At 66.7% G+C, this 21634-nt stretch carries 19 protein-coding genes; 14 read left to right on the top strand and 5 right to left on the bottom strand.

Features of this window, described 5'->3' with window-relative positions:
- Window positions 1-14 precede the first annotated feature (14 nt).
- Entirely contained in the window at window positions 15-1262 is a 1248-nt protein-coding gene (locus A3CW_RS0106640; RefSeq protein ID WP_154677874.1) for a helix-turn-helix domain-containing protein, read from the bottom strand.
- A gap of 385 nt (window positions 1263-1647) precedes the next feature.
- On the opposite strand from A3CW_RS0106640, the gene A3CW_RS0106645 reads away from it, so the two are divergent.
- The 4 genes from A3CW_RS0106645 (at window position 1648) to A3CW_RS0106665 (ending at window position 7041) form a co-directional block, all read left to right on the top strand.
- Complete coding sequence (locus A3CW_RS0106645) at window positions 1648-1875, top strand: hypothetical protein (RefSeq protein WP_028202856.1); 228 nt, start codon at window positions 1648-1650, stop codon at window positions 1873-1875.
- Between the two features lie 105 nt (window positions 1876-1980).
- On the top strand, window positions 1981-2274 hold the full coding sequence (locus A3CW_RS0106650) for an H-NS histone family protein (protein ID WP_028202857.1): 294 nt from the start codon (window positions 1981-1983) through the stop codon (window positions 2272-2274).
- Between the two features lie 564 nt (window positions 2275-2838).
- A complete protein-coding gene (locus tag A3CW_RS0106660; protein WP_028202858.1) occupies window positions 2839-4440 on the top strand; it encodes a peptide chain release factor 3 in 1602 nt (533 codons plus the stop codon).
- Between the two features lie 237 nt (window positions 4441-4677).
- Window positions 4678-7041, top strand: a complete 2364-nt coding sequence (locus tag A3CW_RS0106665) for a bifunctional acetate--CoA ligase family protein/GNAT family N-acetyltransferase (RefSeq protein WP_028202859.1) — start codon at window positions 4678-4680, stop codon at window positions 7039-7041.
- A gap of 18 nt (window positions 7042-7059) precedes the next feature.
- On the opposite strand, the gene A3CW_RS0106670 is transcribed toward A3CW_RS0106665, so the two are convergent.
- Both A3CW_RS0106670 and A3CW_RS0106675 read right to left on the bottom strand, forming a co-directional pair.
- Window positions 7060-7605, bottom strand: coding sequence for a hypothetical protein (locus A3CW_RS0106670; RefSeq protein WP_028202860.1), 546 nt, complete (start codon window positions 7603-7605; stop codon window positions 7060-7062).
- Window positions 7606-7774: 169 nt separating this feature from the next.
- Window positions 7775-8608 (bottom strand): IclR family transcriptional regulator, encoded by an 834-nt coding sequence (locus A3CW_RS0106675; RefSeq protein ID WP_407669711.1) that lies wholly within the window; start codon window positions 8606-8608, stop codon window positions 7775-7777.
- A gap of 233 nt (window positions 8609-8841) precedes the next feature.
- Here A3CW_RS0106675 and A3CW_RS0106680 point away from each other — a divergent pair, with 233 nt between their 5' ends.
- The 9 genes from A3CW_RS0106680 (at window position 8842) to A3CW_RS0106720 (ending at window position 18042) form a co-directional block, all read left to right on the top strand.
- Window positions 8842-9924 carry a sugar ABC transporter substrate-binding protein gene (locus tag A3CW_RS0106680; protein ID WP_081771548.1) on the top strand — a complete coding sequence of 361 codons (1083 nt, stop codon included), beginning with the start codon at window positions 8842-8844 and terminating at the stop codon, window positions 9922-9924.
- 83 nt (window positions 9925-10007) lie between these two features.
- On the top strand, window positions 10008-11519 hold the full coding sequence (locus A3CW_RS0106685; RefSeq protein WP_035512534.1) for a sugar ABC transporter ATP-binding protein: 1512 nt from the start codon (window positions 10008-10010) through the stop codon (window positions 11517-11519).
- Window positions 11509-12549, top strand: a complete 1041-nt coding sequence (locus tag A3CW_RS0106690; RefSeq protein WP_028202864.1) for an ABC transporter permease — start codon at window positions 11509-11511, stop codon at window positions 12547-12549. The genes A3CW_RS0106685 and A3CW_RS0106690 overlap by 11 nt, the downstream gene beginning before the upstream one ends.
- A gap of 15 nt (window positions 12550-12564) precedes the next feature.
- Window positions 12565-12894 carry a UxaA family hydrolase gene (locus A3CW_RS0106695; RefSeq protein ID WP_028202865.1) on the top strand — a complete coding sequence of 110 codons (330 nt, stop codon included), beginning with the start codon at window positions 12565-12567 and terminating at the stop codon, window positions 12892-12894.
- Window positions 12895-12936: 42 nt separating this feature from the next.
- A complete protein-coding gene (locus tag A3CW_RS0106700) occupies window positions 12937-14250 on the top strand; it encodes a UxaA family hydrolase (protein ID WP_051481283.1) in 1314 nt (437 codons plus the stop codon).
- Between the two features lie 57 nt (window positions 14251-14307).
- Window positions 14308-15345, top strand: coding sequence for an aldo/keto reductase (locus A3CW_RS0106705; RefSeq protein WP_028202867.1), 1038 nt, complete (start codon window positions 14308-14310; stop codon window positions 15343-15345).
- Window positions 15346-15348: 3 nt separating this feature from the next.
- On the top strand, window positions 15349-16224 hold the full coding sequence (locus A3CW_RS0106710) for an amidohydrolase family protein (RefSeq protein ID WP_028202868.1): 876 nt from the start codon (window positions 15349-15351) through the stop codon (window positions 16222-16224).
- Window positions 16225-16380: 156 nt separating this feature from the next.
- Window positions 16381-17124: an SDR family oxidoreductase gene (locus A3CW_RS0106715; RefSeq protein WP_028202869.1), complete on the top strand. Its 744-nt coding sequence runs from the start codon at window positions 16381-16383 to the stop codon at window positions 17122-17124.
- A gap of 69 nt (window positions 17125-17193) precedes the next feature.
- Window positions 17194-18042, top strand: a complete 849-nt coding sequence (locus A3CW_RS0106720; protein ID WP_028202870.1) for an ureidoglycolate lyase — start codon at window positions 17194-17196, stop codon at window positions 18040-18042.
- 85 nt (window positions 18043-18127) lie between these two features.
- Here the strand turns inward: A3CW_RS0106720 and A3CW_RS0106725 are convergent, their stop codons facing one another.
- Window positions 18128-18571, bottom strand: coding sequence for a PaaI family thioesterase (locus tag A3CW_RS0106725; RefSeq protein WP_028202871.1), 444 nt, complete (start codon window positions 18569-18571; stop codon window positions 18128-18130).
- 291 nt (window positions 18572-18862) lie between these two features.
- Here A3CW_RS0106725 and A3CW_RS0106730 point away from each other — a divergent pair, with 291 nt between their 5' ends.
- Entirely contained in the window at window positions 18863-20422 is a 1560-nt protein-coding gene (locus tag A3CW_RS0106730; protein ID WP_028202872.1) for a methyl-accepting chemotaxis protein, read from the top strand.
- A gap of 73 nt (window positions 20423-20495) precedes the next feature.
- Here the strand turns inward: A3CW_RS0106730 and A3CW_RS0106735 are convergent, their stop codons facing one another.
- Window positions 20496-21581, bottom strand: coding sequence for an AGE family epimerase/isomerase (locus A3CW_RS0106735; protein ID WP_028202873.1), 1086 nt, complete (start codon window positions 21579-21581; stop codon window positions 20496-20498).
- Between the last annotated feature and the right edge of the window lie 53 nt (window positions 21582-21634).

Raw genomic sequence — 21634 nt, forward strand, 5'->3', positions numbered from 1 at the left:
CTGTCGCGCGCCGCTTAGCCCTCGGCGGCGGCGCCCATGCCGCGCGCCGGCAGATTCAGCAAGAGGCGCAGCAGGTCGGGCTGGCGGCGCGTCGCCGTCTTCTGAAAGATCGATTGCAATTGTTTGCGCACGGTGTCGTGCTGCACGCCGACGTGCGCGGCGATTTCCTTTTGCGTGAGACCTTCCGCGAGCAGCAGCGCAATACGGCATTCGGCCGGCGAGAGATCGAAGGCCGTGGCGAGCACTCGCTCGTCGACCAGCGGCGCGGAGCGCGGGTGGTAGAAGGTCAGCGCCGCGAAGGCGCGCAATTCCGGGGCCGAGGCGTCGTCGGCCGTCACCACGTTGTAGAACGCGTAGAGCACCTCCTGCTGGCTCGCCGAGGCCTGTGCGCGGCCCCGCCCGCTATGGGTTTGGCCGTGCGGATCCGTTGAGGCGGCGTCAGGCGCATCCGGCGCGAGCGTGCCGTGGGCGGCGCCTACGATACGCAACGCGCGATAGCGCGCCGCCGCCGTCCGCGCGCCGCTCAAGCGGTTACGCAGGCGCGCCTCGCTCACGGCGATGTCCTCGAGCAGGCGCGCGTGATGGGGCGCCGCGAGCGTGATTCGCCGCCCGCGCACCCGCACGAGCGAGGTCGCCTTCAGGAGCCGCTGTGCGGCCTCGTTGCTATGGAGCACCTCGCCCAGCGCGCTCACGAGCATGGCTGGCGGACGTGAGCGGTTTGCAAGCGTGTCGGCGTTCAAGGCGAAGCGGCGCAGGTACAGGCGCACCGCGCGCACGAGGTGCGGCGTGAGCCGCTCGAGCAGTTCGCGGTGCTCGCGCGGGAGCGGCCCGGCCTCGGCGTCCGCACGGCACGCGAGCATGACGGCGAGCCCGTTCTGTTCGATCAGCTTGCACAGCGCCGCGCAGCGATGGCCTTCCTCGAGCGGGCAGAGCTCGAACCCGGCTGCGCAGTCGCCGTCCGCGCAGTCGAGCTCGATGCCGCAATGCAGCCACTTGCCCGGCGGGTAAGCGCGCAGCCATGCAAGGCGCGCATCGTCGCGGTACAGCGGCCGAATGCGCTCCAGCGGTTCCGCGCCGGCGAGCGCGAAACCGTCGCTCCAGGAAAAAAGATCGCGCTGCCGGTCAAAGGCATACAGATGAATCGACGCCACCCCAGTCGCCTCGCGCAATTGCGCGCAAAAATCCTTCCAGGCGCAAGGATTATCGAGTGTGTCGTAAATAAGGTGCAGCAGGCGATCGTATTGTGATTCGTTTGTTCTCACGCCATTCTCGTTGTTCGTATTGTGAAAGGCCGTCGGCAACAAAATGCGCTCCGCATAGCGTTCCACAATTGAGGAATATACAGACGCAAAAGCCCCCGTTAATCTGCCTTTCGATATGGATGCGGATACAACCGTCAGCGTGGACGAGCGGGCTTTGAAATTCCGTGCGGTATCCAACGGATAGCCGGGCGCGCTGGCCTTATTCTGGTCTGACGGTACGAACAAAAGCAATCAATCCGCTGGGGCGTGCACTTGGCACGATCAGCCGGCGCGATTACCAAACTGACCGATTATCCGCAAGCGTGCGGAAAAGCGGCGATGCGACGAAAGTGAGTGCGCGCTATTAGTGCGCGCTCGATAAAACTTGTCATTACCGGGGGCAGCGATGAATCATCACCAACTCGAAAAGGACATTGAGCATCTCGAACATATCATCGGGCGGCTCTCGGGGCGCGACCGTATTCCGCTCTCTTATTGGCGCGGCCGGCTCGAGTCGGTTTCCAGCGCGAACCTCGTACCTTCGCAGGTGCAGCGCGTGAAGCGGCTCAACGAAGCGCTGCGCGCGCTCGAGAGCCGTCTGTCACACGAATCGCTGCAGCAACGCGAACGGTAACGCCAACGTTTGCGGCAGCGTTGTAAAAAAGCGCGCCTTCGTCGTCGCACGGGCTCCAAACCGGTCACAATGGCACTCTCTTGACCGAACCGGAGACGACGTTTCATGCCGAGCTACAAGCAACTGACCGCCCAGCTGGAGAAGCTTCACAAGGAAGTGGCTGCGGCGCGTGACAAGGAAATTGACCAGGCGATCGCCGAGATCAAGGAAAAAATCGCGGAGTACGACATCACCGCGGAAGAACTGGGCTTCACGAGCCGACGTGCAGGTCCCGCGCGCAAGAAGGCGCTGCCGGCCCGCTACATGAACCCGAAAACCGGCGAGACCTGGAGCGGCCGTGGCCGCGCGCCGGGCTGGCTGGCGGGCAAGAACCGCGAACGATTCCTCATCAAGGAATAACGGGGCAATTCTCGCCGGGCCGTCGCACGAGGGGCGCGCAGCCCCGACGTGACGGCCGCACCGCTTCAAGCCTCCCGAAAAAGCTCACCTCACGCCCTGCGCGGCGCGCAGCAGCATGCCGCATCGAGCATGACCACGACGTTCACGCAGCGGGTGGACGTCTGTGGCGAAAGGAAATTTTCGCGAAAATGGGAGGCGTCTCGCGAGCGCGGCGGGTGCACGAAGCTGTCGACGGTGCACTCGCATCGAGGTCCTGTAAAAGCTCACCTTTGCCAAAGCGGCGCCGACCTGCACGTCTAACCCGTTCGTACCCCATCAAACCTTTAGTCGGCGGCGCGAATGCCGTGTATCATTCGGTCCCGGCGCCGTTTCGCTTTTTTGCGCGGGCATCCGCGGGACATTCCCGATCGCTCGTGCTATTTGCCGTGCGTCGCGGTCCGCGCACTGCCGCCGCACGCGCCGTAAGCGTTGCCTGAAAACGCGCCCGCAAGCGCCGCCGCGCTCGCCGCAACCCCCGCCGCGCGGCCCGGTTGCCCGAATTCATCCGTGATACCCGTCCTATCCATGTCAGTAGCCGAACTCAGACGCCGCCGCACGTTCGCGGTCATTTCTCACCCGGACGCGGGCAAGACCACGCTCACCGAAAAGCTGCTGCTGTTTTCGGGCGCGATCCAGATCGCCGGTACCGTGAAGGGCAAGAAGAGCGGCCGCTTCGCGACCTCCGACTGGATGGAGATCGAAAAGCAGCGCGGCATTTCGGTCGCCAGCTCGGTGATGCAGTTCGAGTACGGCGACGCCGTCATCAACCTGCTCGACACGCCGGGCCACGAGGACTTCTCGGAAGACACCTACCGCGTGCTCACGGCAGTCGATGCGGCCGTGATGGTGATCGACGGCGCGAACGGCGTGGAAGCGCAAACGCTCAAGCTGCTCGAAGTCTGCCGCAGCCGCAAAACGCCCATTCTCACGTTCATCAACAAGCTCGACCGCGAAGTGCGCGAGCCGCTCGACCTGCTCGACGAAATCGAGCAGCATCTTGGCGTGGCCGCCGTGCCGTTCACCTGGCCCATCGGCATGGGCAAGGAGTTCCAGGGCGTGTACGACATCCAGCGCGACCAGGTACGCGTGTTCCGCGCGGGCCAGGAGTCGCTGGGCGGCGCGGTGGAAACGCTGCAGAACATTAGCGACGCCGATGGCGAAGCGCGCTTCGGCTATCACTGGAAGCGCACCAAGGAAGAAGTCGAGCTGATCACGGGCGCGACGCCCACCTTCGATCGCGACGCTTTCCTCGCGGGCGAACAGTCGCCGGTGCTGTTCGGCTCGGCGATCAACAACTTCGGCGTGAAGGAAATTCTCGACGCCCTGGTCGATCTCGCGCCGCCGCCGTCGCCGCGTATGGCCGTGCAGCGACCGGTCTCGCCCGACGAGCCGAAGTTCACGGGCGTCGTGTTCAAGGTGCAGGCCAACATGGACCTCGCGCACCGCGACCGCGTGGCGTTCATCCGCGTGTGCTCGGGCCATTTCGAGCGCGGCATGCAGTTGAAGGTCACGCGCAACAACAAGACCTTCCGCGCGAACAACGTGGTGAGCTTCCTGTCGCAGCGTCGTGAGACCGTGGCCGAGGCCTACCCGGGCGACATCATCGGTATTCCTAACCACGGCACGCTGAGTCTCGGCGACACGCTCACCGAAGGCGAAGACCTGCAATTCACGGGTCTGCCGTTTTTCGCGCCGGAAATCTTCCAGACCATCGAAGTGGTCGATCCGATGCGCGCGAAGCAACTGGGCGAAGCGCTCAAGCAGCTTGGCGAAGAGGGCGCGATCCAGGTGTTCCGTCCGATCCACGGCGGCGCAACGATTCTGGGCGCGGTCGGCCAGCTGCAGTTCGAAGTGGTGTCGCACCGCCTCGCGGCCGAGTACAAGGTTGCCGTGCGCCTGATGCCCGCGCGCTATCGCCTCTCGCGCTGGGTGACCAGCGACGATCCCGCCGAGCTGCGCCGCTTCACCGATTCGTACGAGGCCCGCATGGCCTATGACGCGTCGAACGCGCCGACCTATCTCGCCTCGCACGTCTCCGAAATCGAGGTCGCGCAAAAGGCCTGGCCGAAGATCGTGTTCAACGAGCTGCGCGAGCATTCGGGCGCGCCGTTCCGCAAGTCGATGTAACACGCGCGGCGCGCCCGCGCCGTGTTTTCAAACCAGCGAAGTTCCTTCTCGTGCATCGTGGTGTCACACGCCCAGGGCGGCGTGCGACGCCATACCGCCGCATCTGCGCTCATACGCGCCGGGCGAAAAACGCGCAGCGCCTGCGCGCTTGCCCTATCCTCTTCTCGTAACGGTAAAAGACGACAAACCGGCGTTCGCCTGATTGGCAAGCGCTTGTCCGACCGACGAGGAGTGCCTGTGACCGTACGCAATCTCGATGCAGTGTTCCAGCCGAAATCCGTGGCCGTGATCGGCGCTTCGCAGCGCCCCGGCAGCATCGGCAGCATGGTGTGGCGGCGGCTGATCGAAGGCGGCTTCACGAGCCCGCTCTGGGCCGTCAATCCGCGCCATGCGGGCGACTTCGAAGCCTTCGACGGCCGACCGGTGCTCGCCGACGCGGGCGACCTGCCCGAGGCGCCTGGCATTGCCGTCATCTGCACGCGGCCCGCCACGTGGCCCGCGCTGGTGCATCGCCTCGGCGGCATGGGCACGCGCGCGGCGATCATCGTCGGCGAGGTGCGCGACGAGGCCGATCAGGCCGACCTGCGCCACGCACTGGCGGCGGCGCGCCCGCACCTGCTGCGTATCGTCGGCCCCGGCAGTCTCGGCGCGCTCACGCCCGCGCTCAACGCGCAGCTGGGCGCGGCGGCGTCGATTGCGCGCAAGGGCGGCGTGGCCTGGGTGTCGCAGTCCAACGCGCTCACTAACGCGGTGCTGCGCTGGGCCGCGCCACGCGGCCTGGGCTTTTCGCACGTGATCGCGCTCGGCGACGAAGCCGACGTCGACGTGGGCGACGTGCTCGACTATCTCGCGAGCGACCCGAGTACGCGCGCGATCCTGCTCGAAGTGGACACGATCCGCGCGGCGCGCAAGTTCATGTCGGCGGCGCGCGCGGCGGCGCGCAACAAACCCGTGCTCGCGCTGCGCAGCGGCCGCGACGACAAGGGCGATGCGCTCTACACGGCGGCGTTCCGGCGCGCGGGCCTCGTGCGTGTCGACACGCTCGACGACCTGCTCGACGAAATCGAAACGCTCGGCGTGGGCCGCGTGGCCGCGAGCGACACGGCCACGCTCATCGCGAGCGACCGCGGCGTCGCTACGCTTGCGCGCGACGCCTTCATGAAAGCCGGCGACACGCTCGCACGCTGGAACGACGAAGCGCTCGCGGCCGTCCAGGCCGCGCTGCCGCACGCGCAGGCCGGTAATCCGCTCGTGCTCGGCGACACCGCGAAGCCCGAGCACTTCGGTCTCGCGCTGCAAACGCTCGCCCCGCACCGCTCGAGCGGCACGGCGTTCGTCGTGCATGCGCCCACCCACAGCGCGCCCGTGGACGCGGTGGCGCGCACGCTGATCGAGCAACAGCGTTTCGCGTATCGCGGCATGCTCGCGTGCTTCTTCGGCGGCGTGGACGAAACCACGCGCGACGAACTGCACGCGCACGGCATTCCGGTGCACACCACGCCGCGGCGTCTGGCGCGCGCGTTTGCGCGTCTCGTCGATTACCGGCTGGGCCGCGAGCTATTGATGCAGACGCCAGAGACGATGCCCGCCCAGGGCCCGGCCGCGATCGAGGCCGCGCAGGGCGAAGCGCGCGCGGCGCTGGCGGCCGGGCGTACGGAACTGAAAGGGGAGGAGGCGGGCAGATTGCTGGCCTTGTTCGGGCTCGCCACCCAGGCGCAGGACGAGCCGGGCGTGAGGCCGGTGGTGGACGTGTCGGTCGAATTTCGCGACGACGACAACTTCGGCCCGGTGTTCCGTTTCGCCGCGCCTTCGCCGGACGATTTTTCACCGCCGCTGCGCGTGTACAGCCTGCCGCCGCTGAACCCCGTGCTCTCGCGCGACATCGTCGCGCACTCGCCCTATGCGCGCTACACGGCGCCCGAGCCAACGCTGGCTGCGCTCACCGAGCTGTCGCAGTTCGTGTGCGAGGTGCGGGAAATTGTGGGCTTGCGTCTGACGCTGCGGGTGCTGCCAGAGGCGGTCGTGGTCGTCGCGCCCTGCCTGCAACTCGCGGAAAAGCGCAGCCGCTTCGCGATCATGCCGTATCCGCGGCGGCTGGAAGATACCATCGACTGGCACGGCGAGCGCCTCACGATCCGCCCGATCCGTCCCGAAGACGAGGACATGCACCGCACGTTCGTCGAGTCGATGACGCCCGACGACTTGCGCCTGCGCTTCTTCTCGGCGGTGCGCAGCTTCGATCACACGCAGCTCGCGCGCATGACGCAAATCGATTATGACCGCGAGATGGCGCTGATTGCGGTCGTGCAGGGCGAGGACGGCCAGCCGCGCACGCTGGGTGTGGTGCGCGCCGTGGCCGATCCGGACAACGAGACCGCCGAGTTCGCGGTCGCGATTCTGTCGAATCTCAAGCGTGGCGGCCTTGGGCGCTTGCTGATGTCGCGCATCATCGAGTACGTGCGCTCGCGCGGCACGCACTGGCTGCTCGGCGAGGCGCTGCGCGAGAACGCGCCGATGATCGGCCTCGCGCGCGCCTGCGGCTTCACCGTCACGCCCACGGAAGACCCGGGCGTGGTCGGTTTTCGCATGCCGCTCGACTGAGCCGGCGCGCCTCGCTGCTTAAGCGGCCAGCTTCGCGAGCGCGTCGTCGATCTGGCCGCGCGTGAGTGCGAGTTCTTCGAGCCACGCTTCGCCGTACTGCGCGCCGGTTTCTTTCTCCAGCCGCGCGATGGTCGCGGCGCAGCGCGCGGCGTCCTTGGGCGTGGCGATGAACGCCTTGACCGACTGGCCGCCCTGGAACGCCTCGAACAACGGGGCGCGAATGTCCTCGGGCAGCGCGCGCGTGGTCCACTGGTGCGTCTTGCCGTTGAAGATGAGCGAAGGCGGCAGCACGCGCTCCTTGCGCGTGGCCGGAATCAGGCCGAAATTGCGCGCGGCTTCCGCGATCTGCTCGGCCGTGAAAAGCTCCTCGGGAGCGATCTCGAATTGCGCGATGGCGGTTTCGACGGTCTTCATCGCGTCGGCGCGGTCGTCGCGCTTTTTCTGCGCGCGCGCGACGATGTCGCGCAGCTCGTCGGCTTCGTCGGGCGTGATCGTGAAGCTCGCCTGTTTCTGCTGAAGCTCGGAAAAGCGCTGGAATTCTTGATCGTTCAGGAGTTTCGCCATGGGTTTCGAATGCGCGTTCGCCATACAAGGCGCACGGGTTTTTTTGAGAGGGCCGCCATTCTAACCGTTTTGCGTGGCCGGCTCTCCATTCATGAGAATCTGTGGATCGTCACGTTCGACGCCGGGCGCTGGGGCATCAAGCAACGTTCGTACTGAGCCCCACCGGGCGTCAGGCCACGCCGTCCTCGCGAAACATCGACAAGGTCTGCACGGTCGCGCTCAGCATTTGCGTCGCCTCGTCGAGCGAGGGGGCGACATAGTCGTCGATACGCTTGAGGAACGGGCAGGTGAGCGCCGCGATTGCCTGACCCGAAGGCCCGAGCACCGGAAACGTCACGTCCGTCACGCCGAAAATCTGCTGACTGTCCTTGCGCGAGAAGCCCGCCTCGCGCACCTGCTCGCACGCGGCTTCCAGCGCCGCGTGATCGATCGTCACTTCGCCCTTCACCTTCGTATGCTCCGCGAGCATGTGCGCGCGCTGCTCCCGCGTTTGCCAGGCGAGGAGCGTGCGGCCCGAACTCGTATCGACGAGACCCACGCGCGAACCCAGCCGCACCGCGATACCCCATGTGCCCGGCCCGTCCACCTGGGCGATCACGAGCAGGTTGCCGCGGTCGTACACGGTGAGATGGCAAGACTGTTCGGCTTCGTCGGCGAAGCGCTGCATGAGCGGCAGCGCTTCCGAGATCAGTCGCTCCATGGGCGGGTGACGGTGGGCGAGCGCGAAGAGTTTCAGGCTCAGCGCATAGCGGTCGCCGCCTTCCGAACGGATGACGTATTGCCGCGCCACCAGCCGCTCGAGCATGCGGTAAATCTCGCTCGCGTTGCGCCCCAGCGCCTTCGTGATCTCGGCGCGCGTGAGGCCGGCGCGCTGCTCCGCAAGCAGTTCGAGGATGTCGAGCCCCTTGTCCAGCGCGGGCGCGCGATAGCGATCGGCGTCGTCTTTCTCGTCGGTTTCTTCGGGCACGTTGTCCATCTGGCTCTTCTTCGTGTTTTTTTCCATTCGATCGTCCCCAGGGAAATCACGGACCCTTGCTGCACTGCACATCGCTTGACCTCTTGATGTGCGTATATGAATAATACGTTCACTGGTGAATAAACGCCAGCGTCGTCAGGTAGGGAAGAGGCAGTTGCAACGGGTCGCCGGCGCTTCGAGCATTCCACGTGGGCGCGGCAAACACATGCGATTCATCAACGACAGAATCGGCGCGCGAGGCGCGTCGACAGGAGACACACATGGCGTTCGCATCCGGGCTCTCGAAGGCCCGCCGCTCCACCGGAATTCACCAAACGCGCGGCGCCTTCGCCCGCGCCGCCACCAGGACGCTGTGCGTCGCCGCGGCCTGTGCTGCGGCGTTCGGCGCGTCGAGCGCAAGTAACGCAGCCGAACTCGGCAAGGTTGGCCTTGGCCTGCCGCTCCTCACCTCGCCGTTCTGGCAGTCGTACAACAACTACCTCGGCGCGTATGCGAAGCAGGACGGCATCGACATCCTCGCGCCCGTGAACTCGAACAACGATCCCGTCCAGCAGATCACGGACATGAACAACATGATCAATCTGGGTGCGAAGGGCATCGTGGTCGGGCCGATCGATTCGGCGGCGATCAGCCGCGCGCTCGGCAACGCCGCGCAGAAAGACGTGAAGGTCGTGGCCGTGGACGTCGCGCCCACCCAGGGCAACGTGGCGATGGTCGTGCGCGCCGACAATCGCGCGTACGGCGAGCAGGCCTGCAAATACATCGGCGAGCACGTGAAGTCGGGCAAGGTCGTGCAGATCATGGGCGACCTCGCCTCGGTGAACGGTCGCGACCGTTCGGAAGCGTTCCGCGCGTGCCTGAAGAATTATCCGAATCTGTCGCTGCTCGAAATTCCGGCTGGCTGGAAGGGCGACGTCGCGGCGAGCGCACTGGACAGCCTGCTCACCGCGAACCCCGACGTGAAGGGCATCTACATGCAGGCGGGCGGCGTGTATCTCTCGCCCACGCTGCAAACGCTGCGCCGTAAGCAGCTGCTCGTTCCCGCGGGCGATCCGAAGCACATCGTGATCGTCTCCAATGACGGCATTCCGCAGGAGTTCGAAGCAATCCGCAAGGGCGAGATCGATGCGACCGTATCGCAGCCCGCCGACCTCTATGCGAAGTACGGCCTCTACTACATCAAGGCCGCGCTGGAGGGCAAGACGTTCAAGCCGGGCAAGACCGATCACGACAGCACCATCATCCAGCTGCAGTCCGGCGTTCTCGAAGACCAGTTGCCGGCGCCGCTCGTGACGAAGCAAAACGTCGACGACAAGAACCTGTGGGGCAACACCGTCAAATGAACGATCGAACCAGCGATCGGGCCGTGGCAGATAGCGCGCCGCCGTGGGGCGGCGCGGTATCGGTGGGCAGCCGCGAGGCGGCCATGCGTGCCCGCTTGCCGGTGGTCGAGGCGAGCGGCGTGACGAAGCGTTATGGCTCCACCGCGGCGCTCGCCGAGGTGAGCCTGCGCGTGATGGCCGGCGAATCGCACGCGCTGGTGGGCCGTAACGGCGCGGGCAAGTCCACGCTCGTTTCGATCCTCACCGGCTTGCGCAAGCCCGACGAAGGCAGCGTGCGCTTCAACGGCGAGAGCGCGCCCGCGCTCGCCGACCGCGACGCCTGGCGCGAGCGCGTGGCCTGCGTGTATCAGCATTCGACCATCATTCGCGATCTCACGGTCGCGGAGAACCTCTTCATCAATCGCCAGCCAAGGCGGCGCGGGGTGATCGACTGGCCCACCATGCGCCGCGACGCGCGTGCGCTGCTCGACCACTGGCGCATCGACGTGCGCGAGGACGCGCGCGCGGGCGACCTCACGGTCGAGGCGCGCCAGCTCGTGGAGATCGCGCGGGCGCTGTCGTATGGCGCGCGTTTCATCATCCTCGACGAACCGACCGCGCAGCTCGACGGCGAGGAAATCAAGCGCCTCTTCCGGCGTATCGACGAATTGCAGCGCGAAGGCGTGACGTTCCTGTTCATCTCGCACCATTTGCAGGAGGTGTACGAGATTTGCCAGGCCGTCACGGTGCTGCGCGACGCGCGGCACATCGTGAGCGCGAGCGTGGCCGAATTGCCGCGCGAGCGACTCATCGAAGCCATGACGGGCGAGCGCGGCGGCCTGAACGTCGCCGATGCGGCGGCGCGCGCGGCGCTGCCCGCCAACGCGCCGCTCGCGCTCGAAGTGCGCGGCCTCACGGGTCATGACTATCACGACGTGTCGTTCACGCTCAAGCGTGGCGAAGTGGTGGGCCTCACGGGCGCGACGAGCAGCGGCCGCACGAGCGTCGGCGAGGCGATTGCAGGACTCGCGGCGCAGCGCGCGGGCGAGATCCGCGTGAAAGGCGCGCCGCTCACGCCCGGCGACGTGCCTGCGGCGCTGGCGAGCGGCGTGGGCTGCGTGCCGAAGGACCGCCATCATGAAGGGCTCGTGCTCACGCAGTCAGTGGCCGAGAACGCTTCCATGACGATTGCGGGCTTGCTGGGGCGTTTCGGTTTCGCACCGCCGGCGAAGAAGCAGGCATTTGGCAAGCGCATGATCGAGGCGCTCGGCATCGTCGCGCAAGGCCCGGATCACGTGGTTTCGGGGCTTTCGGGCGGCAACCAGCAAAAGGTGGTGATGGCGCGCGCGTTGGCAAGCAATCCTGACGTTCTCGTGCTGATCGACCCCACGGCCGGCGTGGACGTGAAGTCGAAGGAAGCGCTGCTCTCGGTCGTGGACCGCGTGCGCGACGAAGGCAAGGCCGTGCTCGTGGTGTCGAGCGAACTCGACGACTTGCGCACCTGCGACCGCGTGCTCGTGATGTTTCGCGGCGAGGTGGTCGCCGAAATGGCGGCCGGATGGCAGGACCACGAACTGATCGCATTGATTGAAGGAGTCGATCTCCATGAAGAATAGTGTTTCGACGCCCGCGTTCGCGGCGGCGCAGGCCGATGCGGCCGCGAGCGCTCGCGGTGCGCGTCCGCGCATCCAGCTGGCGCGCCTGCGCGATTTCGCGCTGCTGCCCGCACTGGTGCTGCTGCTCGTGATCGGCGGTTTCGTGAGCCCGAGCTTTCTCACGCGCGCGAATCTCATCAGCGTGCTCGGGGCTTCCGCTGCGCTCGCGCTCGTGGTGCTCGCCGAATCGCTGATCGTGCTCACGGGCAAGTTCGATCTTTCGCTCGAATCGACGGTGGGTATTGCGCCCGCCGTTGGCGCGATGCTCGTCATGCCGGCCGCTTCGGCGGGCTTCGGCTTGCAATGGCCCGCTTTCGCGGGGCTCGCCGCCATCGTGGCGGTGGGCGCGCTGATCGGCTTCATCAACGGCTTTCTGGTCGTGCGGCTGCGCCTGAACGCCTTCATCGTCACGCTCGCGATGCTGATCGTGTTGCGCGGCATGCTGGTGGGCGCAACCAAAGGCGGCACGCTCTTCGACATGCCTTCGTCGTTCTTCGCGCTCGCCACCACCATCGTGCTCGGCCTGCCGGTTTCCGTGTGGCTTGCCGCTGCCGCATTCGCGATTGCCGCGTTCATGCTGCGCTATCACCGCGTGGGCCGCGCGCTCTATGCGATCGGCGGCAATCCCGACGCGGCGCGCGCCGCGGGCATCCGCGTGGAGCGCATCACGTGGGGCGTGTTCGTGCTCGGCAGCGTGCTCGCTGCGATTGGCGGCTTGATCGTCACCGGCTACGTGGGCGCGATCAACGCGAACCAGGGCAACGGCATGATCTTCACGGTGTTCGCGGCGGCCGTGATCGGCGGCATTTCGCTCGACGGCGGCAAGGGCACGATGCTCGGTGCGCTCTCGGGCGTGCTGCTGCTCGGCGTGGTGCAGAACCTGCTCACGCTCGCTCAGGTGCCGTCGTTCTGGATTCAGGCGATTTACGGGGCGATCATCCTCGGCTCGCTGATGGTGGCGCGGCTCGCGGGCGGCGAGGCACAGAACTAAACGCGGAGACTATCTGTGAACGGCAACGCACCCCATACCGACTCCCGCCTCATTCTGCTCGCGCCTGAGGACAACTGCCTGATCGCGGCGGCGCGCCTGGCGGCGGGCGAGACGGTGGAGATAGAAGGCGAGCGCGTGACGCTCGCGAAGACGATCGAACTCGGCCACAAGGTGGCGCGCCGCGCGCTCGCGCAAGACGAGAAGGTGCTGCGCTATGGCGCGCGCATCGGCCACGTGAACGAGCCGGTGGCGCGCGGCGAGCATCTGCACACGCACAACCTGGAAAGCGATTACTTGCCGACCTATACGCACGACGCGGGGCACGAGTTCGTGCCGCACAAGTAACGCCACCATGATGCGGCACGTGCCGCGAGCAGGATTCAAGTTATGAGCGATAGCAACGTCACCCCTTCACAAGCCGCCGCGCCGATGCTCGAAGGCTGGCTGCGCAACGACGGCCGCAAGGGCATTCGCAACGTGGTTGCGGTGGCCTATCTCGTGGAATGCGCGCACCATGTGGCGCAGGAAATCGTCGCGCAGTTCCGCGAGCCCTTTGGCGCTTTCGACGATCCGCACGCGCTGCAGCAGCCAAAAGAGCCGCCGGTGCATCTGATCGGATTTCCGGGCTGTTTCCCGAACAGCTACGCCGAGAAGATGATGAAGCAGCTCACCACGCATCCGAACGTGGGCGCGGTGTTGTTCGTCTCGCTCGGCTGCGAAAGCATGAACAAGCACTATCTCGTGGAGCAGGTGCGCGCCAGTGGCCGTCCGGTAGAAGTCCTGACGATCCAGGAAAAGGGCGGCACGCGCAGCACGATCCAGTACGGTCTCGACTGGGTGCGCGAGGCGCGTGCGCAGCTCGCCGCGCAGCAGAAGGTGCCGATGCGCCTCGATGAACTCGTGGTTGGCACGATTTGCGGCGGCTCGGACGGCACGAGCGGCATCACCGCCAACCCGGCTGTGGGCCGCGCCTTCGATCAGCTGATCGCAGCGGGTTCGGCCTGCATTTTCGAGGAGACCGGCGAACTGGTAGGCTGTGAATTCCACATGAAGAGCCGGGCGGCCAGGCCCGAACTGGGCGAGGAGATCGTCGCGAGCGTGGCCAAGGCGGCGCGCTATTACTCGATTCTCGGCCACGGTTCGTTCGCCGTCGGCAATGCGGACGGCGGCCTCACCACACAGGAAGAGAAGTCGCTCGGCGCGTATGCGAAAAGCGGCGCCTCGCCGATCGTCGGCATCGTGAAGCCGGGCGACGTGCCGCCCACGGGTGGTCTCTATCTGCTCGACGTGGTGCCCGATGGCGAGCCGCGCTTCGGCTTTCCGAATATCAGCGACAATGCGGAAATCGCGGAGCTGATCGCCTGCGGCGCGCACGTGATCCTGTTCACGACGGGGCGCGGGTCGGTGGTGGGCTCGGCGCTTGCGCCCGTCATCAAGGTGTGCGCGAACCCGCTGACCTACCGCAACCTCGCCGGCGACATGGACGTGGACGCGGGCCGCATTCTGGAAGGACGCGCGACGCTCGACGAAGTGGGGCGCGAAGTGTTCGACCGCACGCTGGCGGTAGCGGGCGGCGAGCGTTCGAAGTCGGAAATGCTCGGGCACCAGGAGTTTATCCTCACGTACAAGACGTTCGAGCCAGTCGGCCCCGCATGCCTGCCCGCCAGCGTGCGCGTGCCGATTGTCGAAGCCGCGAACTGAAATGCGCAGTCGGATGATTTCGTTGTGAGAGCAACCATCTCCAGGAGGTGACGAGCCATGGCGCAAGAACAGCATCCCAGGGTGGCGCATACGCGCCGTATCGGCCGCACGGCGCTCGAAGTCAGCGCATTGGGTCTAGGCACCGCGCCGCTCGGCGGCCTGTATCGCGACCTGTCCGAAGAGGAGGCGCAAGCCACCGTCGATGCCGCGTGGCAAGCCGGCATCCGCTTTTTCGATACCGCGCCGCACTACGGCCACACCAAGGCCGAGCACCGGCTGGGCGCGGCGTTGCGGCGCTATCCGCGCAGTGAGTACGTGATTTCCACGAAAGTGGGCCGCCATTTCGTGCCGCGCACGCACCCGTACGACGGCAGCGAGGGCTGGCAAAACCCGCTGCCCTTCGAAGCGATCTTCGACTACACGCGCGACGGCATCCTGCGTTCGTTCGAAGACAGCCAGCAGCGGCTCGGCCTCGTCGAGATCGATATCCTGCTCGTGCACGATATCGGCCGCTATACGCACGGCGAGCGCAACGAGCACTACTGGCGGCAACTGAGCGACAGCGGTTTCAAGGCGCTCGACGAATTGCGCAAGGCGGGCGCGATCAAGGCGATCGGCTTCGGCGTGAACGAGCGCGAAGTGATACGCGAAGCGATGCAGGAATTCGACATCGACTGCGCGCTGCTGGCAGGCCGCTATACGCTGCTCGAACAGGCGCCGCTCGACGACCTCCTGCCCGAGTGCGAGAAGAAGGGTGTGAGCATTCTGCTAGGCGGCGCGTTCAATTCGGGCATTCTCGCGCACGGGCTGCTCGGCGAACTCAAGTTCAACTACGCCGATGCGCCCCAGGAAGTGGTCGAACGCGTGGCGCGGCTCGATACCATCTGCCGGACCTACGACGCGCCGCTCGCGGCGGCGGCGCTGCAGTTTCCCTATGCGCACCCGGCCGTGGCGACGGTGCTCAACGGCGCACGCAGCCCGCAGGAGGTGCGCGAGAACGTCGCCTCGTTCGAGACGAATTTGCCCCGCGAGTTGTGGCTCGCGCTGCGCGACAAGGGTCTCATCGATCCGCGCGCGCCGCTGCCGCAGGCCTGAGCCATGGCTACGATCGAACGGATCGACGCCCATCAGCACTATTGGGATCCCGCGCGCGGCGATTACGGCTGGCTCACGCCTTCGATGACCGCGCTGTATCGTGCGTTCGGACCCGCCGATCTCGCGCCGCTGCGCGCGTCGTGCGGCGTGGCGCGCACGGTGGTCGTGCAGGCTGCGCCGACCGTCGAAGAAACGCGCTGGCTGCTCGATCTTGCGCGCAACGAGCCCTCGATTGCGGGCGTGGTGGGCTGGGTGCCGCTCGACGACCCGCACGTCGCCACGCTGATCGCCGAACTCGCGCGCGAGCCGAAGCTACGCGGTGTGCGCCCCATGCTGCAGGACCTGCCCGACGACGACTGGATCGAGAATGCCGATACCGCGCGAGGCGTGGAAGCGCTCATTGCACACGATCTAGCCTTCGACGCACTCGTGTTCACGCGCCATGCGCATGCGCTCGCGACCTTTCTCGCGCGCAATCCTGCGCTGCGCGTGGTGATCGATCATGGCGCGAAGCCGCCAATTGCAGACGGTGGCGAAAACGGTTACGCCCCATGGTCGCAGGCCATCTCGCGGTTCGCGCGATTTCCGCAAGTGCACTGCAAGCTTTCCGGGCTCGCGACCGAAGCCGCGCCTGGCTGGAACGACGCCACGCTCGCGCCGTGGGTCGCGCATCTGCTTGCCGCGTTCGGGCCGCAACGCCTCATGTGGGGCAGCGACTGGCCGGTGCTGAACCTCAATGGCGACTACGCACGCTGGCACGCGAGTGCGCAACAACTCACCAGGACACTTTCCGCTGACGAGCGCGCCGCCGTATTCGGCGGCAACGCTGCGGCTTTCTATCGGCTTAAAACCGGGCTCGGAGACCATCCAGCCGGTTAGAAAACGTCCGCCGAACGCCACGAGGCGCGCCTGCGTCGCCATAATGGCCGTTTGCGTCATCCCAACTTCTTCCCGCGATTGCATCGCTCGATCGCGGCATGGGGGCCTGCTGCAATACGGGGTATCGCCGTGCCGCGCTTCCAACCGGAGTGGCAGATGGTACAAAGACTGGCCGGCAAGACGGCCTTGATCACCGCGGCAGGCCAGGGCATCGGCTACGCGGCCGCCGAACTGTTCGCGCGCGAAGGCGCGCGCGTGATCGCCACGGACCTGCGCATCGACGCGCTTGCGGCGCTGCCGGTCGAGGCGCGCAAGCTCGACGTGCTCGACGGCGCGGCCATCACGGCGCTCGCACAGGAACTGGGCGCGATCGACGTGCTGTTCAACTGCGCGGGCTTCGTGCACGCGGGCTCGATACTGGAAGCGAGCGAAGAAGACTGGGACTTCGCGTTCGATCTGAACGCGAAGGCGATGTACCGGACCATCCGCGCCTTCCTGCCGGGCATGCTGGCGAAGGGCGGCGGGTCGATCATCAACATGTCGTCGGCGGCGTCGAGCGTGAAGGGCGTGCCCAACCGCTTCGTGTACGGCGCCTCGAAGGCCGCTGTGATAGGGTTGACGAAGGCCGTGGCCGCGGACTTCGTGACGCGCGGCATCCGCTGCAACGCGATCTGCCCGGGCACGGTGTCGTCGCCGTCGCTGGAGGAGCGCATCGCCACGCAGGCGGCGGCGCAGGGCACGAGCGTGGACGCGGCGCGCGCCGCGTTCGTCGCGCGCCAGCCGATGGGCCGCGTGGGCAAGCCCGAGGAAATCGCGGCGCTCGCGCTCTACCTTGCCTCCGACGAATCCGGGTTCACGACCGGCCAGGCGCATGTGATCGACGGCGGATGGTCTAACTAGTTAGCCCCGACATTCGCCCCAGGCGATTCTGACCGACTGCAACGCACAGACACACGAGGAACACAGACGATGAAACTGCTTCGCTATGGCCCGAAGGGCCACGAGAAACCGGGCCTGCTCGACGCCGAAGGCCGCATTCGCGCGCTCTCGGGCAACGTGGCCGACATTGCGGGCGACGTGCTCTCGGACGCCGGCCTCGCACAACTGCGCACGATCGATCCGGAAACGTTGCCGCTCGTCGAAGGCAATCCGCGTATCGGGCCCTGCGTGGGCCACATCGGCAAGATGGTCTGCATCGGCCTGAACTATGCCGATCACGCCGCCGAGTCGGGCATGCCGGTGCCGAGCGAGCCGGTCGTCTTCAACAAGTGGACGAGCGCCATCGTCGGCCCGAACGACGACATCGAGATCCCGCGCGGCTCGAAGAAGACCGACTGGGAAGTGGAGCTGGGCGTGGTGATCGGCAAGCACGCGAAGAACGTGAGCGAGGCCGATGCGCTCAACTACGTGGCGGGCTACTGCGTGATCAACGACGTGTCCGAGCGTGAATGGCAGATCGAGCGCGGCGGCCAGTGGGACAAGGGCAAGGGCTTCGACACCTTCGGCCCGACCGGCCCGTGGCTCGTCACGCGCGACGAAGTCGCCGATCCGCAGAACCTCTCCATGTGGCTCGAGGTGGACGGCCATCGCTACCAGAACGGCAGCACGCGCACGATGATCTTCACGGTCGCGAAGCTCGTTTCGTATCTCTCGGAGTGCATGAGCCTGCAGCCGGGCGACGTGATCTCCACCGGCACGCCGCCGGGCGTGGGCATGGGCGTGAAGCCGAACCCCGTGTTCTTGAAGGCGGGGCAGACGGTGCGCCTTGGCATCGAGGGCCTGGGCGAGCAGCAGCAGAAAACGCGCGCGGCGGAGTAAGCGCGCCTGAAGCACAAAAAGCGCGCGAGGGGAGGCGGGACAAACCCGCTTCGCCTCGCGCGCTTTGTTTTACGGCGCGGGCTTCTCAGTTCGCCGGACTTTTCTCTTCCGGCCCACTGCCTTCCGCGAGCCGGTTCACCGTCCCCTGCGCTAGCGCCACGAGCTTTTCGTCGCCGTTTTCCATCACGTACACGCTGCACTGGCAGGTGGCCTGATGGCGTCCCGCGTGCACCACGCGCGCCCGCGCCATCAGCGTGCCCTTGAGCGCCGGGCGCAGATAGTTGATCTTGTATTCCCCCGTCACCACCCGCGGCCCGAGCGCCAGCGCGCCGGCGAAGGTCAGCGCGTTGTCGGCGAGATAGCTGATCACCCCGCCATGCACGTAGCCATGCTGCTGCTTGAGTTCGTCGCGGACGGGCAGGCGCAGGGTCAGCTCGTCGGTTCCCACGTGTGTCAGTTCGGTTCCGAGCAGCACGCTGAACGGTTGGGCATGCAAAGCGCCGCGCGCGCGGTCCACAAGATCTGTCATCGTCGCATTCCCTGGGTCTATCCCCGAGTGGTTTCCTAACCACTGTAGGAAGCCTTAGCGTCGAGTCAAGGTGAATCGAACCGAGTTGGCCATTCTATTGTTGCGGAAAATGCAGGGAATGGCCGCGCGACCATTGCTGAAATGATCCGTTGCGCATTTTGGGGCGTTTTTTCACGGTTTATTCACGGTTTAGGGCTCAAAAACCGGGTTTGCGTGGCCGTAAACGCAGTGCGGGCCCGAGCGATCACATGCTCGAGCCTCACTCATTCACTGCCATCCCAGGTGTCCCCGATGTTCAGCAAGATCAAGGTCGCATCCGGCCTGTTGTGTGTCCTCGTCGCGTTCTGTGTACTGCAGCTCGTGACCGCAGGACTTGGTTACTGGTCGCTTACGCGCACGCACGACGACGTGGCCGACCTCTCGAAAGTGGCGTTGCGGCAGGCGAGCGCCGCCAACGTCATCACCCAGCAGTTGATGGACGCCCGTATCAATCTCTCGCGCGCAGGCACGCGCATGGTCCGCGGCGGCACGGTGCCGACCGACATGGTCAATCACGCGCGCGACCAGCTGGCCGCCGCCGACACCACGTTTGCGGCGCTCATGGCCGTGCCGCCGATCAACGACGACAACCGCGCGCGCGTCGCCGCGCTCGGCGAGCGCTACCGGGTGTACCGCAAGGCGCTCGGCGAACTGATCGACGACCTCAACGGCAACAATCTGCAGGCCTTTCTCGACCAGCCGACGCAGTCGTACCAGGACGCCTATCTCGCTGAACTGCACGCCTTCGCGCAGTTCAGCGCCGCGGCGAGCCGCGCGTCGCTCGATTCGATCGACTCGCGTCTCGCGCTCTTCCAGGGCGTGGGCATCTTCATTCTGGTCCTGCTGATCGCACTCGCGACCGGTGTGCACCTCGCGCTGCGCCGCGGCGTGGTGGAGCCGCTCGAGGAAGCGGGCCGCCATTTCGAGCGCATCGCGCGCGGGCGCCTCGACGAGCGCATCGCCGCGCGCGGCGAGAACGAGATCGGCCGGCTGTTCCAGGGCCTTGCGCTGATGCAGGCGAGCCTCGCGCGCACGGTCCATACCGTGCGCGAAACGGCGGGCTCGATCAACGTGGGCGCCGACGAGATCGCCACCGGCAACGCCGATCTTTCGGCACGCACCGAATCGCAGGCGGCGTCGCTGGAGCAAACGGCGGCCAGCATGGAGGAACTGACGGGCACCGTGCGCAACACGGCCGACAACGCGCGCGAGGCGAACGCGCTGGCCGAGGCGGCGCTCGACGCGACCGCGCGCGGCGGCGCCGTAGTGGGCGAGGTGGTCGAGCGCATGCGCGGCATTGCGCAAAGCTCGGACAAGATCGCGGAGATCATCGGCGTGATCGACGGCATCGCGTTCCAGACCAACATTCTCGCGCTCAACGCGGCCGTGGAAGCGGCGCGCGCGGGCGAGCAGGGCCGGGGTTTCGCGGTCGTGGCGGGCGAGGTGCGTGGACTCGCGCAGCGCAGCGCGCAGTCGGCCAAGGAGATCAAGACGCTGATCAGTGAGTCGGTTTCGCAGATCCGTGGCGGCTCGGAGCTGGTGGAGCGCGCGGGCGAGTCGATGCGCGAGGTGTCGAACTCGATCTCGCGGGCTACGCAGATGATGGCGGGGATCAGCGCCTCGTCGCTCGAGCAGAGCTCGGGCATTGATCAGGTGAATCAGGCCGTTTCGCAGATGGACCAGATGACCCAGCAGAATGCGGCGCTCGTCGAGGAAGCCGCGGCTGCCGCGGCTTCGCTGCATCAGCAGACACGCCAGCTTTCCGAGGCCGTGGCCGCGTTCGAGATTTCGCCGGCGGTGCTGGCGGGCTAAGCGACTTGAGCGGTCCGGGCACCACGTGGGCGGGCTTGCGCCCGCCTGCGTCGGCGCTTCGCACTATTGCGCCTCAGACGCCCATGCCCTGATAGGCGGTCAAGAGGTGATATGGCGTCGTGGACGGCATGTCCGCGCGCGCCACGTCGCCGTTTGCGCTGCGGCATTCCACCCAGCCCTGCGGTGTGAGAAAGCGCGGCGCGAAGCGCCCGATCTGCGGCGCGAGCGCGGCGCGTACCGCGGCGTCGCCATGCGTGGCGAGCGCGCGCAAGTATTCCGTCTGCGCCCAGATGCGCTGCGTCGCATCGATCACATGGCCCTGCTCGTCGAGCGCCGCCGCCACGGCTCCCGTTTCCGGGTCCACGCCGTGCTCCTGCGCAAAGGCGAAGGCGCGCGCGAGCGCCTCGTCCAGTCCCGACGCGCCCAGCCGGGCGCCCGCCCGCGTTGCCAGCCAGAACCATTCGAACTGATGTCCGGGCTCGAGGCGGTTGTCCGCCGCGCCGATCGGCAATTCGGCGATACAGCCCGTCGGCGCGTGCAGGAAGCCGCGCGCGAGCGCCTCGACGAGACGCGTGATCGCCGTGTCGAACGCGCTGTCGCCGGTCGCCTCGCTCGCGGCAAGCCAGGCTTCGGTGAGGTGCATGAGCGGATTCTGCAGCGGGCCGCCGGTGACGCTCGCAAAGGAAACGTCGAGCGCCGCGTTGAGCAGGCCGTCGCGGGCCGCGAAGCGGTCGACGATCAGCGAGGACGTTTCGCGCGCGACGTCGAGCGCCTCGGCCGCGCCGAAGCGCTGGCCGTAGGCCGCGGTTGCGAACACCACGAAGGCGTGCGTGTAGAGGTCCTTGGTGGTGTCGAGCGGCGCGCCGGCTGCGTCGACGCTATAGAACCATCCGCCGTGCTTCGGGTCCCGATAAGTGTGGCGCAGCGTTTCGAAGAGCGTTTGCGCGTGCGCGGCGTCGCCGGCCTGGGAGAAGACGAAGAGCTGGCGGGCGCACGCCATCGCGCGGTAGCGCGTGACGGGCAGCGGTGTCGTGCCGGCCGCATCGAGCGCCTCGTAGGGCAGGCGCAGTTCGGCATTGAAGCCCGGGCCGCGCCACATCGGCAGGACGACGCGGTCGAAATGCTCGCGCAGGCTGGCTGCGCTCGTAGGTGTGTTCATGGCGAAAAGGTGCGGCGGAGCGCGACACTTCAAAAGAGCAATGCCGGCGATTG

The organism is Paraburkholderia nodosa DSM 21604, assembly GCF_000519185.1.
Lineage (GTDB): Bacteria > Pseudomonadota > Gammaproteobacteria > Burkholderiales > Burkholderiaceae > Paraburkholderia > Paraburkholderia nodosa.

Excerpts from the sequence above, each read along its gene's own strand:
- A3CW_RS0106700 (WP_051481283.1), top strand. The coding sequence starts at position 12,937 with ATGAGCGATAGCAACGTCACCCCTTCACAAGCCGCCGCGCCGATGCTC.
- A3CW_RS0106690 (WP_028202864.1), top strand. The coding sequence starts at position 11,509 with ATGAAGAATAGTGTTTCGACGCCCGCGTTCGCGGCGGCGCAGGCCGAT.
- A3CW_RS0106730 (WP_028202872.1), top strand. The coding sequence starts at position 18,863 with ATGTTCAGCAAGATCAAGGTCGCATCCGGCCTGTTGTGTGTCCTCGTC.
- A3CW_RS0106675 (WP_407669711.1), bottom strand. The coding sequence starts at position 8,608 with ATGGAAAAAAACACGAAGAAGAGCCAGATGGACAACGTGCCCGAAGAA.
- A3CW_RS0106720 (WP_028202870.1), top strand. The coding sequence starts at position 17,194 with ATGAAACTGCTTCGCTATGGCCCGAAGGGCCACGAGAAACCGGGCCTG.
- A3CW_RS0106735 (WP_028202873.1), bottom strand. The coding sequence starts at position 21,581 with ATGAACACACCTACGAGCGCAGCCAGCCTGCGCGAGCATTTCGACCGC.
- A3CW_RS0106715 (WP_028202869.1), top strand. The coding sequence starts at position 16,381 with ATGGTACAAAGACTGGCCGGCAAGACGGCCTTGATCACCGCGGCAGGC.
- A3CW_RS0106725 (WP_028202871.1), bottom strand. The coding sequence starts at position 18,571 with ATGACAGATCTTGTGGACCGCGCGCGCGGCGCTTTGCATGCCCAACCG.
- A3CW_RS0106685 (WP_035512534.1), top strand. The coding sequence starts at position 10,008 with ATGCGTGCCCGCTTGCCGGTGGTCGAGGCGAGCGGCGTGACGAAGCGT.
- A3CW_RS0106650 (WP_028202857.1), top strand. The coding sequence starts at position 1,981 with ATGCCGAGCTACAAGCAACTGACCGCCCAGCTGGAGAAGCTTCACAAG.
- A3CW_RS0106710 (WP_028202868.1), top strand. The coding sequence starts at position 15,349 with ATGGCTACGATCGAACGGATCGACGCCCATCAGCACTATTGGGATCCC.
- A3CW_RS0106660 (WP_028202858.1), top strand. The coding sequence starts at position 2,839 with ATGTCAGTAGCCGAACTCAGACGCCGCCGCACGTTCGCGGTCATTTCT.
- A3CW_RS0106680 (WP_081771548.1), top strand. The coding sequence starts at position 8,842 with ATGGCGTTCGCATCCGGGCTCTCGAAGGCCCGCCGCTCCACCGGAATT.
- A3CW_RS0106670 (WP_028202860.1), bottom strand. The coding sequence starts at position 7,605 with ATGGCGAAACTCCTGAACGATCAAGAATTCCAGCGCTTTTCCGAGCTT.
- A3CW_RS0106645 (WP_028202856.1), top strand. The coding sequence starts at position 1,648 with ATGAATCATCACCAACTCGAAAAGGACATTGAGCATCTCGAACATATC.
- A3CW_RS0106705 (WP_028202867.1), top strand. The coding sequence starts at position 14,308 with ATGGCGCAAGAACAGCATCCCAGGGTGGCGCATACGCGCCGTATCGGC.